General features: G+C 68.5%; 9 protein-coding genes. 5 read left to right on the top strand and 4 right to left on the bottom strand.

Annotation, left to right across the window (positions count from 1 at the left end; all coding sequences use genetic code 11):
* Positions 1-7 precede the first annotated feature (7 nt).
* The gene (locus IEX71_RS10625; protein WP_188836975.1) at positions 8-1,453 is read left to right on the top strand and encodes a dihydrolipoamide acetyltransferase family protein; all 1,446 of its coding nucleotides are present in this window, start codon (positions 8-10) and stop codon (positions 1,451-1,453) included.
* 87 nt (positions 1,454-1,540) lie between these two features.
* Here IEX71_RS10625 and IEX71_RS10620 read toward each other — a convergent pair whose 3' ends face one another.
* Together IEX71_RS10620 and IEX71_RS10615 are read right to left on the bottom strand one after the other, a co-directional pair.
* Complete coding sequence (locus tag IEX71_RS10620) at positions 1,541-2,764, bottom strand: DUF2306 domain-containing protein (protein ID WP_188836974.1); 1,224 nt, start codon at positions 2,762-2,764, stop codon at positions 1,541-1,543.
* Positions 2,765-2,853: 89 nt separating this feature from the next.
* Positions 2,854-3,390 carry a helix-turn-helix transcriptional regulator gene (locus IEX71_RS10615; protein ID WP_188836973.1) on the bottom strand — a complete coding sequence of 179 codons (537 nt, stop codon included), beginning with the start codon at positions 3,388-3,390 and terminating at the stop codon, positions 2,854-2,856.
* A gap of 146 nt (positions 3,391-3,536) precedes the next feature.
* On the opposite strand from IEX71_RS10615, the gene IEX71_RS10610 reads away from it, so the two are divergent.
* The 3 genes from IEX71_RS10610 (at position 3,537) to IEX71_RS10600 (ending at position 7,939) form a co-directional block, all read left to right on the top strand.
* Positions 3,537-6,344 (top strand): helix-turn-helix transcriptional regulator, encoded by a 2,808-nt coding sequence (locus IEX71_RS10610; RefSeq protein ID WP_188836972.1) that lies wholly within the window; start codon positions 3,537-3,539, stop codon positions 6,342-6,344.
* Between the two features lie 81 nt (positions 6,345-6,425).
* Positions 6,426-6,617, top strand: coding sequence for a hypothetical protein (locus tag IEX71_RS10605; RefSeq protein WP_188836971.1), 192 nt, complete (start codon positions 6,426-6,428; stop codon positions 6,615-6,617).
* Positions 6,617-7,939, top strand: a complete 1,323-nt coding sequence (locus IEX71_RS10600; RefSeq protein ID WP_188836970.1) for a selenium-binding protein SBP56-related protein — start codon at positions 6,617-6,619, stop codon at positions 7,937-7,939. The genes IEX71_RS10605 and IEX71_RS10600 overlap by 1 nt, the downstream gene beginning before the upstream one ends.
* Positions 7,940-8,114: 175 nt before the next feature.
* Here IEX71_RS10600 and IEX71_RS10595 read toward each other — a convergent pair whose 3' ends face one another.
* Entirely contained in the window at positions 8,115-10,943 is a 2,829-nt protein-coding gene (locus tag IEX71_RS10595) for an FAD-binding and (Fe-S)-binding domain-containing protein (RefSeq protein ID WP_229749639.1), read from the bottom strand.
* Positions 10,944-10,959: 16 nt separating this feature from the next.
* Here IEX71_RS10595 and IEX71_RS10590 point away from each other — a divergent pair, with 16 nt between their 5' ends.
* Entirely contained in the window at positions 10,960-11,652 is a 693-nt protein-coding gene (locus IEX71_RS10590; protein ID WP_188836968.1) for a GntR family transcriptional regulator, read from the top strand.
* 15 nt (positions 11,653-11,667) lie between these two features.
* Here the strand turns inward: IEX71_RS10590 and IEX71_RS10585 are convergent, their stop codons facing one another.
* Entirely contained in the window at positions 11,668-12,459 is a 792-nt protein-coding gene (locus IEX71_RS10585) for an IclR family transcriptional regulator (protein WP_188836967.1), read from the bottom strand.
* Positions 12,460-12,597 lie beyond the last annotated feature (138 nt).

The raw sequence follows: 12,597 nt of genomic DNA, 5'->3' as shown, positions 1-12,597 counted from the left end.
CACAAACATGGGCGTGAAGCAGTTCAAGCTGCCCGATCCCGGTGAGGGTCTGGTCGAGGCCGACATCGTCACCTGGAAGATCAAGCCGGGCGACCAGGTCAAGGTCAATGACATTGTCGTGGAGATCGAGACCGCCAAGTCACTCGTCGAGTTGCCCATCCCCTGGGAGGGCAAGGTCGTCGAGCTCCTCGTCGCCGAAGGCGCCACCGTCGAGGTCGGTGCGGCGATCGTGTCGGTCGACGTCGTCGGCGCGGAGGACGACGCACCCACCACTGCTCCTGCAGCGGCGGAACCCGCTGACAGCAGTGATGATTCGGGCGAACGAGTCGCCAACCTCGTCGGGTATGGCGCCGTCGAGGGCGCGACGAAGCGTCGCGCCCGCCGTGCGTTCGAGGGCGACCGCGGTCCCGGCAGCCAGGGTGACCCGCTGCCCGCGCCTGACCTGCACCTGCACGTGGCGACCGACGCCGTGCCCAACGCACCGGTGCCGCGTGAGGACGCGCCCGCCCCGACTCGGTCGCGCAGCAACAACGCCGCCCCGGTCGAAGGTGGGCGTGGTGGCAAGGCGCTGGCGAAGCCGCCGGTACGAAAGTTCGCCAAGGACAACGGGATCGACCTGTCCCTGGTGCAGCCGACCCGTGAAGACGGCGTGATCAGCCGGGCCGACGTCGAGTCGTACCTGGCCGGAGGCGGGGCAGCGCCTGCCCCGGTGGCGGGCGCCGCGTCATACGACGGCGCCCGCGAGACGCGCATCCCGGTCAAGGGGGTGCGCAAGATGACCGCGCAGGCGATGGTCGGCTCGGCGTTCACCGCGCCGCACGTGACCGAGTTCGTCACCATCGACATGACCCGCACGATGGAGCTCGTCGAGCGGCTGAAGTCCGACCGGGACTTCCGCGACCTCAAGGTCACGCCGCTGCTGGTGCTGGCGAAGGCTCTTTGCGTTGCGATCAAACGCAATCCGGAGGTCAACGCGACCTGGGACGAGGCCGCTCAGGAGATCGTGGTCAAGCACTACGTCAACCTGGGCATCGCCGCCGCGACGCCACGTGGGCTGGTCGTGCCGAACATCAAGGACGCCGATCGGATGTCGATGCGTGAGCTGGGCGAGGCGCTCGGTGCGCTGGTCGGCACTGCCCGCGAGGGTCGCACCCAGCCGGCCGACATGTCCGGTGGCACCCTCACCATCACCAATGTGGGCGTCTTCGGCGTCGACACCGGCACTCCGATCATCAACCCGGGTGAGTCGGCGATCCTGGCCTTCGGCGCGGTGCGCAAGATGCCATGGGTCGTGACGGACGAGCACGGTGTCGACCAGATCGTGCCGCGGCAGGTGACGCAGCTGGGACTGTCCTTCGATCACCGGTTGATCGACGGCGACCTGGGCTCGCGGTTCCTGGCCGACATCGCGGCGCTGCTGGAGGACCCGGCGAGGGCGCTGGTCTGGGGCTGACGCCGGCCCGCCATACGAGGAGTTCGCCCATGCCGAACGGGAGCCCTGGCTCCCGGTCGGCATGGGCGACGTTCTTGGTGCGACCGATCAGCCGACCCGTGCCGGTTCGAGATCGCCGGAGCTGCCCACGACTGTGGGCTGCCTGCGTCGCGGGGCGCGCTTCGCGGCACGGCGCAGCTCCCGGTCGATGAATACGAAGGCGCCCAGTCCACAGGCACCCCAACCGACGGCGACGCCTGCCATCTCTGCTGTTTCGGCCTTCAACCCGGTGGCGAGCATCAGCACACCGCCGAAGGCCAGCCCGACCGCCGGTGCGAGGATGTGCGCGGCGAAGGTGACGCGCCATTCCTGCTCGGCATACGGGTGGGTGCCCTTGGCGCGATGGCGTATGCCGAACCCGGCGCTGATGCCCAGCACGGTGAACCACGTCGCCGAGTAGAAGACGCGCGTCGGGCCCCACTCCGGAGCCCAGGTGAAGCTGAGCATGCCGAGCATCGTGAACCCGACGAGGCCGATCGCCGTGCAGGTGAAGATCGCGTTGTCGGAGGCCCACACCCGGCGCATCCCCGGCACCACGCGGCGGTGGTCGATCGCGCGTGCACCGATCGTGGCGCCGAGGGTGCAGATGCCGAAGAGCATCGAGCCGAAGTAGATGTTCGCCTTGGGCATCGGCACCGAGTGGTCGATCCCCATGATCAGCGTCCAGCCGAGCCGGAGCAGCGGCGCGGACATCAGACAGGCGTAGCCGAAGACCATCCACCGCAGGTGGCGCTCCACCGCGCCGCGTCGGATCGCGGTGATGCCGAGAACGAGGCTCACCACCACGCCGAGCCAGAACCCCCAGAGACCGACCGCGAAGACCGGACCGCTGAAGACGTCGGTCCACGGCGTGCGCACGAGGTAGATGGCGGCCGCGATCATGCTGACGGCGACGATGATCGCGTAGGTGCGGCCGAGCAGTTTGTGCCCGCGCATCATCCGGCGCGTCGAGCCGGTGAAGAGCTGCCACGGCCCGAGCAGCATGATGCCGCCGCCGAGCACCGTGTGGATCAGCATCGGCCACTCACTGTGCAGGTATGGCGCCTTGCGCCCGGCGAAGGCGGCCGTGATGCTCAGCGCGGCCGGACTGCTGGACGGCAGCAGGTCACGGACCCAGGTCTCGGGAGTCCACGCACCGTCGTGCACGTAGGGGAGCATCGCGAGCACCGTGCCCGGGATGTAGATCAGGCAGCCGATCGCCAGGACCACCAACCCGATCTGTGCCGGCCGCGACATGGCACCCCCGGAAGCTCGCTGGGGCTGGGACATCATCGAACTCCTCGCCATAGTCCACTTTGAATAGTTCCGAATGAACTATGACGATAGCGGGAGGAACTCCTCACGGCCAGCTTGCGGGCCGATCAACTTTCGCGGATGCGGTATACGGACGGCCCGTGGTCGAGGAATCCCTGCCAGTAGTCGACCATCAACTCCTCGTAGCGCAGCCCGAGCTCGAGGGCGGCCGATTGGCCGTCATCGAAATTCGGGCCGTGCTCGCCGCGCCACTCGCGGTAGGCCTCGAGCTTGGCGCGGTGCTGAGCCACCTGCTCGGTGGCGATCTGCTCGCTCGGACCGCCGAAGAAGTTCTTCAGCACCGACAGGTCGCGAGCGGTCACCGGTCCCGTAGTCGGCTCCGAGCGCCATTGATCCAGCTCGGCCCGGCCGGCGTCGGTGATCGCCAGTTCCTTGCGGCCGCGCGGGTCGTCGTCGTCCTGCTGCTCGAGCAGTCCGAGCTCGACCAGCCGTTTGCACTGCAGGTAGACCTGCGTGTGTGGGAGCGACCAGAACGGCGCGACGAAGGTCGTCGAGAACTGCTTGACGTCGTATGCCGAGGCCGGGCCGGCCATGTCGAGGATGCCCAGGACGAGGTACGACGCCGTCGTCAGCTCAGCTGCCATAAGTCCTCCCCTTCAATACGCTCGCTCGTGCCTCACGGGCTACTCAGGCCGGCGCGTTGTCCTGGCCGGTGCCGGCATTGTGCAAGAAGTATGGCGCTGACCCGGATCCCGGGGCGAGTTGAGCATCGTTGCGGGAGACTGCATCAGTGGTCGCCGAGGACGAACTGTTCGAGCGGGAGCGCGAGCTCGCGGTACTCGACGGCCTCGTGGAGCAGCAGCGGCGCGGGGGTATGGCGCTCGCGCTCATCGAGGGTCCAGCCGGGATCGGCAAGTCCCGGCTGCTCCACGAGGTCAGGGAGTCAGCACGCGGCGCGGGGTACCGAGTGCTGTGGGCTCGTGGCAGCGACTTCGAGCGCAGCCTCCCGTTCGGTGTGGTCCGCCAGCTGTTCGAGCCTGCGCTTGTCGCCGGCCGAGATCGATGGTTGTCGGGATCCGCGGCCGCCGCGGCCAGGGTGTTCGACCCCTCCGAGGTTGGCCTTCCCGCGACCGATGTCGGCTTCGCGGTCCTCTACGGGCTTTCCTGGCTGACGGCCAACATCGCAGCCGAGGGTCCGCTGCTGCTTGCGGTCGACGACCTGCACTGGTGCGACCGCGCGTCTTTGCAGTTCCTCGCCTACCTGTTGCGGCCCATCGAGGACCGCGGGCTGCTCGTGGTCGCCACCGTGCGCGAGGGCGAGACGAGCGAGGACGCGAAGCTGCTTTCGGAGATTTCGCATGATCCGGCCGCGGTCAGCATCCATCCGACCCCACTCAGCGAGAGCGCGGTCGGCGAGCTCGTCCGGCATCGCCTCGGTGGTGCGGGCCAGGAAGGATTCGTTGAGGCGTGCCGCCGTGCGACAGGTGGCAATCCGCTGCTGCTGCACGAAGTCATCAAGGCGCTGAAGACCGATGGAGTGCACCCGGATGCGTTGCGTCCCAGCATGATTCGTGATGTCGGACCCCGGGCAGTGCTGCGCTCGGTGCTGTTGCGGCTGGCCCGACTTCCGGCCGACGCGGCCGCACTCGCACAGGCGGTGGCGGTGTTGGGAGACAGTGCGGGAGTCCCTGCGATCGCTGCTCTCTCCGGGCTCGACGATGCCCGTGTGGCGAGCGCGGCGCACGCCCTGGTCGCGGCCGAGATCCTCGGGCCCCAATCGCCACTCGGTTTCGTTCACCCGCTCGTACGCGACGCCGTCTACCTCGACCTGGCGCCCGCCGAGCGCGAGCTGCTGCATGAGCGAGCCGCGAAGGTGCTGATGGAGCTGGAGGCGTCCCCGGAGCTGATCGCGAACCACCTGCTCATGACGCCACGCCGAGCGGATCGGTCGGTCGCAGCGCGGTTGACCGAGGCGGGCCGCGCGGCGATGGGCCGATCGGATCCCGACAACGCGATGGCCTACCTGGGACGCGCCTTGATTGAGCCTCCGCCGCCCGAGCAGCGGCCGCCGTTGCTGGTCGACCTCGGGCTGGCGGAGGCGTTCGCCAACCAGAAGGCTGCGTCGGCGGAGCACTTGGCGGCCGGCTATGCGGCGATCGAAGATCCACAAGAACGTGCCGCGGTCGCCGAAACACTCGCGCAGACACTGCTGTTCACCGCGCCTGCGTCGCAAGCGGCTGCGGTCGTCCGTCAGGCTGCTGACGAGCTCGGCCCCGGGCAGGAGGACACGCGATGGCGGCTCGAAGCGCTGGAGTTGTTCTCGGTCAACCTGGGCGCCGACGTTCCGGATGCGGGTGCGCGCATGGAAGCGGCCCGAGGCGGCTTGCGCGGGGATGGCCAGGGAGCGCGGATGCTCGCAGCCATCGTGTCGTCGGATTGGGCTCTGGCCGGCGGTTCGGTCGCGGAGTGTTGCGAGCTGGCGCTGGCGGCGCTCGCCGACGGTGCGCTCATCGCCGACGACCCGTCGCTGATGATGTCGGGGATAGCTGCCGGTGTCCTGGCACTCGCCGATCGTGACGAGGCGCCAGTCGTGTGGGAGGCGGCTGCCGCCCAGGGACATCGCAGCGGATCGAAGCTCGCGCTGAGCGGCCTCTACGTGGGTCAGGTGAACGGCTGGCACGCGCGCGGCCAACTCGAGGAGGCCGAGGCGGCCTGGCGGCGCGCGAAGCTGGTGGCTGAGCCGTGGCGAGCCGTTCCCGCCGAGATCGCCTACGGCTCCGCCTTCATGGCCGAGGTCCTGATCGAGCGCGGCGAGCTGGCCGGCGCGCGCGACCTGCTGGACGGCCAACCGCCGATGCCGCCCGGCAGCGACCTCGACGCTCATTCACGCCGTGCCGAGGCGGAATTGCTTCTCGCCGAACGCCGCCCGGATGACGCGCTCGCGGCCGTCGATCGCTACCGGGCCACCTTGCGTGACCGGATCGTCAACCCGGCGTGGGCACCGTGGCGGTCGCTGCGGGCAGCAGCATTGATCGGTTTGCAGCGCAACGAGGAGGCGGCCGAGCTGCTGGAAGAAGAGCTCGGCTGGGCGCGACGCTGGGGCGCGCCGGGCGCGGTGTCTCGAGTCCTGCGCTTGTTGGGTATGACGGGCGCGAACCACCGCCTGGACCTGCTCGAAGAGGCCGTCGCGACCACGGAGGGCTCCTCGGCGCAGCTCGTGCACGCGAAGGCGCTGATCGCACTCGGGTCGGCAATCCGGCGGGACCGCCGGCCGTCGGCGGCGCGCGAGCCGTTGCGCCGCGGCCTCGAGCTCGCCGTGCGCTGTGGCGCGAAGCCTCTCGCCATACAGGCACGGACCGAGCTGTATGCCGCAGGCGGGCGCCCTCGGCGCGACGCGCTCACCGGTCCGGACTCGCTGACACCCAGCGAACGACGAGTCGCCGAGCTCGCTGCGGAAGGCCGGGCGAACCGTGACATTGCGCAGTTGCTCTTCGTGACGCCCAAGACCGTCGAATTCCATCTCACGGCTGTCTTCCGGAAGCTCGGCATCTCCACCCGTGCGGCGCTGGCCGACGTCCTCCTCAGTAGTCACCCCTGACACCCCTGCCGCCAATTTCTGGGGGTGTCGTCTGGGGATCTCCCGGATGTGGCGATCGCCGCCTCCGAGCAGGCTCGTCCCATGGCAGTGGAGACGCGTCGGGTGATCATCGACGCTCAGGTCGGGGACGGCCAAATCACTGGCAGCGCGCGTCATGAATCCGGCGAGCCGAGACAGTTCAGCGGCTGGTTGGAGTTGCTCGCGGCCCTGGACGGGTTGCTGGACGGACCGACGCTGAGCGAAATCCGGATCACGCGAGATGGGGAGTCATGATGTCCACTTCACGGCGCGCACAGGGCGGTATCCGCCGCGCCGTTCGCCACGCTCGGGCCGGCGTTCCGGCCATCGTCCTGGTTGCCTCCGTCTGTGGTGCGGGTGTCGCCTACGCGGCGAGCGGCGGGCCACGGGGGGCGGCAGGCGCCGTACAGAACATGTATGTATGGGCAGGCCCGACGCCCGGCCAGGCCGATCAGTCCGACCGGGTGATCACGCTGAACTTCAACCCGGCCAGCCCGGACTACGGCAAGGTCATTGCGGAGACGATCGTGCCCGGGTCGGCGGGAACGAACAACGAGCCGCACCACTGTGGACTGTCCGCGAGCGGACAAGTGTTGGCGTGTGGCGGCATCCTCGCGTCCATGCAGGACCACAACTGGCTGTTCTTCTTCAGCCTGAAGGATCCCAATCACCCGGTCTTCGTCAAGTCTGCGAAGACCCCGTTGGCGGCATTTCCGGACGCCTTCGCAGCCGAGCCCAACAACGGTTTCCTCGTCACCGAGATGGGGTCGCTCGCCGGTGGCTCTCCGGGCCGGATCGCCAAACTCAACGCGGCGGGCAACGTCGTCGGCATGTATCCCAAGAAGCCGCCGGCCGACTTCAACCCGCACGGCATCGCCATCCGCGCGGACCTCAACCTGATGGTGACCTGCGACTTCGTGGCACCGGCGAGCACCCTCAACTCGGTGCCCGGGCCGATGCAGATCCGGTCCTCGGTCCGGGTCTGGGACTACCGAAAGCTGACAATTACCAAGACAATTGAACTGCCCGCGGGTGCCGCTTCGATGGATTGCCAGCTGCTCCCGAAGAGTCGTGACGGGGAGGGGTATGTCGGAGGCAGTGGCAATGGCCAGCTCTATCTCTTCAACGCCCGGACCGGCGGCTATCAGGACGTTTTCGACTTCAACACGCTCGTCCCGGGCGCGTTGACCCAGATCATGAGTGTCTCGTCCGACGGCACGCGCCTCTTCGTTCCCTACGTGAGTCCCGGCCGGGCCAGCGGCGTGGCGATGTTCGACATCACCGACCCCAGCCACCCGCGGCTGCTGGACGACTACCGGCTGCCTGCTGGCGCAGGTCCGCACATGGCGATGCTGGCCGACTACGACACCCAGCTCGTCGTCACCGACTACTTTCTGAACGAGGGCAGTGCTGGCAAGGTGCACCTCGACGGCGATCACTACGTCCGGGTCTTCAACGTCAAGGGGGATAAACTGACCGAGGACCCCCGCTTCCAGGTCGACTTCAACACGGCCATCCCGGGTGTGCAGCTCCGCCCGCACGGCTTTGCCGTCGGTGGTGGAGGTATGCGGATGTGACCGGCTATGACGGGCTATGACGGGCTATGACGGGCCCGCCACCGTCTTTGCCGAGAGGACAGGCAATATACCCAGAGGACAGGCGAATTGAGACGAAATGAGCCGAATCCCCTGTCCTCTCGACATTTGGCTGTCCTCTCGGCGAAGGGTGCGCGGGCCCAGTTGCGGCGCACGTTCAGCGGGCAAGCAACTGCGCCAGGTGTATGGCGTCAGCGCCAGCCAGGTCCTGCAGTTGCGTGCGGCACGAGAACCCGTCGGCGAGGATGACGTCATCCGGGCGGGCATCGCGCACCGCAGGCAGCAGGTTGGTCTCCGCGACGGCGACCGACACCTCGTAGTGGCCCTGCTCGACGCCGAAATTGCCTGCCAGACCACAACATCCGCCGACTCGCACGACTTCGGCACCCGCCGACTTCAGCAGTGCTTCGTCGGCGGTCCACGACATTACGGCGTGATGATGGCAGTGCGGCTGGGCGACGACGCGGGTGCCGGCCAGGTCTGGCGCCTGCCAGCCGTCCGTGCGCGTCAACAGCTCGGCCAGGGTGACGGTGGCGCGTGCGACCTGCGTGGCTTCCTCGTTGCCCGGCAGCAACTCCAGCAGATCGTGGCGCAGCACCGCGGTGCAGGACGGCTCGACGCCGACGATCGGAACTCCGTCCGCGGCTGCTGGTGCGAGCGTCGAAACCAGTGTGGTGAGAGCGCTTTTCGCGGCATCGAGTTGGCCGGTCGAGATCAAGGTCAGGCCGCAGCACACCGAGCGGGGCGGGAGCACCGGCTGATAACCGGCACCGCGCAGCACGCTGACCATCGCCGCGCCGATCTCCGGGGTGAACTGGTCGGTGAACGTATCGACCCACAGCAGTGCAGGTTGCTCACCAACCCCCGAGGCATAGGGGTGCAGGTCGTGCTTGCTCGCCCATTGCGCGAACGAGGTCTTCGCGATGACAGGGATCGACCGCCTCGGATCCACGCCCGCCAGTCGCTTGCCGAAGCCCACCCGGTCGCCGAACCGCATTGCCACGCGAGCGACTCGGGGCGTGCGGCGGGCGAGTCGCAACCACTGCGGGAGCCGCCCCAGCGTGTAGTGCGAGATCGGGCGACGCCGGCCGGCATACGCCTGGTGCAGCACCTCCGACTTCATCGAGGCCATGTCGACGCCGGTCGGGCAGTCGGACAAGCACCCTTTGCAGGACAGGCACAGGTCGAGGGCCTCGTGCACTTCGGGTGCACGCCAATCCGGTTGCACCACAGAGCCGTTGATCATCTCCTGCAGTACTCGCGCGCGACCGCGGGTGGAGTCCTTCTCCTCCTTCGTCGCCAGGTATGACGGGCACATGACCCCACCGGAGCCGGTGTTGTCGGCTCGGCACTTGCCGACGCCGGTGCAGCGGTGCACCGACTGACTGAAGTCGCCGTCGTCGGCTGCCCAGGAGAGCGCGAGGGGACTCGACCTGCGAGTACGAGGTGCTCGCGGTGCGGGAAAGCGCAGATCTGAGTCGATCGGCGCGGGATCGACGAGAATGCCTGGGCTGAGCAGGTTTTCGGGATCGCAGATCCGCTTCACCTCGCCGAAGAGCGCGATCGACCGGGCGTCATACATGTGTGGGAGCAGTTCGCTGCGGGCGCGTCCGTCGCCGTGCTCGCCGGACAGCGACCCGCCATACCGGCCGACCAGTTGCGCCGCGTCGGTCATGAAGGACCGCAACACCTTTCGCGCATCGGGGCGCTGCAACGGCAGGTCCAACCGAACGTGCATGCAGCCGTCGCCGAAGTGCCCGAACGGTGCACTGGTGAGGCCGTGCGAGGTGACCAGCTCGTCGAAATCGCGCAGGTAGTCGCCCAACTGATCCGGAGGGACTGCCGCGTCCTCCCAGCCCGGCCAGGCCGGCTCACCGGCCGGCGAGCGGCCGGCCAACCCAGCGCCGTCGGCGCGGATCCGCCAGAGCGCGGCTGTCTCGGAGGCAGAGGTCACTACCCGTGAATCCACCGCTCCCAGAGCAGAATCCGCAGCAACTGCGGCAGCTCGGGCATCAACCTCGGCCAGGTCATCACCACTGACTTCGACGAAGAGCCACGCGCCACCGCGCGGCAGGTCCGGCACTGCCGCGTCGCCGCGACGGGTGCGCAGGACGTCGATGAGCCGGGCATCCAACCCCTCACACGCGGTCGGGTTGTGCGCAAGCACGGCGGGGGATGCGACCCCTGCAGCGACGATGTCGGTGAAGCCGAGCGCGATCATCCGGCGGTGCTTCGGGTCGGGCACCAGCCGGACGGTGGCCTCGGTGACCACCCCGAGGGTGCCCTCGGTGCCGACCAGGAAGCGCGTGACGTCCGCGCCGCGCTCGGGCAGCAGATGTTCCAGGGAGTAGCCGGAGACCTGCCGGCCGAAGCGGCCGAACTGCGTGCGGATGTGTGCCAGGTCGTCCTTCGCGATTCCCCGCAGCGCAGTTGCCTCCGCTGTGGGTGTCGGGTCGTCATACCCACTGCGGACAGTGAATTCGCTTGTCGTGCCGAAGAATCCGTGCAAGGCGAGTACATTGTCGACCGTCCGGCCGTAGCCCAGACTGCGCGAGCCGCAGGCGTTGTTGCCGATCATCCCGCCGATCGTGCACCGGGTCGACGTCGACGGGTCCGGCCCGAAGCGCAGTCCGTGCGGGGCGGCGGCGCGCTGCAGCTGCTCCTGTATGACGCCGGGCTGCACCCGCGCGGTGCGTGCGTCGGGATCGATCTCGAGGATCTGGTTCAGGTGGCGGGAGGTGTCGACGACGAGTCCCGGCCCAACTGCGTTCCCCGCCACGGACGTGCCAGCACCACGCGTGGTCAACGGGACGCCGTCCTCACGCGCCACGGCATATGCGGCGACAAGCTCCTCCGCGGAGCGGGGGAAGGCGACCGCGAGCGGCGGCACACGATAGAGCGACGCGTCCGAGCTGTAGATCGCACGGGTGGTGTCGTCGTCGCGGGCCTCCAGCCCGGCGGAACGAAGTGCGGAAATCAACGGCATGAGTAACATGTTACTCATGACTCTGGCGGAGCGCGCGGCGACGCAGATACGTACGTGGCTGTATGACGGGACGATCGGCCGGGACGGCTTCCACTCGGTCCCCGAGATGGCCGAGCGGCTGGGCATGTCCCGCAGCCCGGTTCGTGAGGGGCTGCTGCGCCTGGCTGAGGCGGGACTCGTCGAATTCGTCCCGCAGCGCGGTTTCCGCCGTGTCCGGCCCACCGGCCAGGACATCGCCGAGATCTTCGCGTTGCGCCTCGCCCTGGAGCCCCAGGCAGCGGCACGTGCGGCCCGCCAAGGACGTGACCGCGACGCCGTCGTGCAGCAGTTGCATCGTCAGCTGACCCGGATGCGGGAGGCTGCCACATCCGGTGACGAGGTGGCCTTCGGCACGGCCGACGAGCTACTTCACGCGGTGATCCTGGAGTGCTCGGGCAGCTCCCGGCTGGTCGCCCTCATCGCGGAGCTGCGAGACACGACCAGGCTCATCGGGGCGAACACCGCAGGTCGGTCCCGCTCCCACCTGGAAGTGCTCGAGGAGCACGAACCGTTCGTCGACGCAATAGCCGACGCGGACCCCGCGCGTGCCGCGATCTCGATGCGAAGGCACCTGATCGACACCGGTCGACTGCTGGTGGCGCAGGCGTATGACGACGGGGACACCGAGGCATGGCGCGCTTGGTCCGACCTTGTCGACGAGGACGAGTAGGGGCAGGAGGCCGCGTCATCCCTGTGAGCGCAGCACGCTCGCATCCGGTATGACGCGGGAGACCTCTCGAGCCGTTGTCGCGACAGCGGGCCCGAGTTCGTCGATGCGGTCCTTGTGCATGCGGACGCTGGGCGCTTGCACCACCACGGCGGCACGCGCGATCCCGTCGCCGTCGACCACCGGTGCGCCGACACAGCGGACGCCTTCGACGTTCTCCTCGATGTCGATCGAGTAACCACGCTCGCGGATCTGCTCCAGCTGACGTTCCAGCTGGGCGCGGGTGGCGAGCGTCCCGGGGCCGACCGGAGGAAGCCGGGTCGGCAACTCTGCGAGATAGGACTCCGTCGCGTCCCCGAAGGCCAGCATGGCCTTGCCGGAAGCTGTGCTGTAGAGCGGGAATCGGGCTCCGACGTGCTGCACGAACCGCAGTGGCAGAGTGGACTGCACGCGGGCCAGCACGACCGACTCGGCCCCGTCGCGCGCCGCCAGGTTGACCGACTCGTGCGAACTCTCGGCCAATCCCTGCAGCGGTTGCATCGCCTTGTCGATGCCGAGCACACGCTCGGCGGAGCGCCCGAGCACGACCGCGCGAGGCCCGAGGTGGTAGCACTCGGTCTCCGGGTCGCGCAGCAGCATGCCCTCGGCGACGAGCGCCTTCGCGATGCGGCTGGCGGTCCCGGCCGTGAGGCCGGTGCGTTGGGCCAGCTCGCCGGCCGACAACTCCCCGTCGTCCGCAAGGACGCCGAGCACACTGAGCGCGCGCTCGATGGCCTGTGTACCGGTCGGAGCATTCACGGATTTCGCCACGCCGCTGACTCTACGGGTCCGTTCTCGGCGGAGGGCGAGGCGGCGCGGGGCCTGCGGCCGGCACGAGAAATCTGCCCGGAACCCTTGTGCGCTGGATCACATCTCCGTAATGTGGCGCAGCAAGCCACATTATGAATT

Source organism: Flexivirga endophytica, from assembly GCF_014640635.1.
Lineage (GTDB): Bacteria > Actinomycetota > Actinomycetes > Actinomycetales > Dermatophilaceae > Flexivirga > Flexivirga endophytica.
Note: the sequence above shows the minus strand (reverse complement) of the source record. Positions and strands in the feature narration are given on the sequence as shown.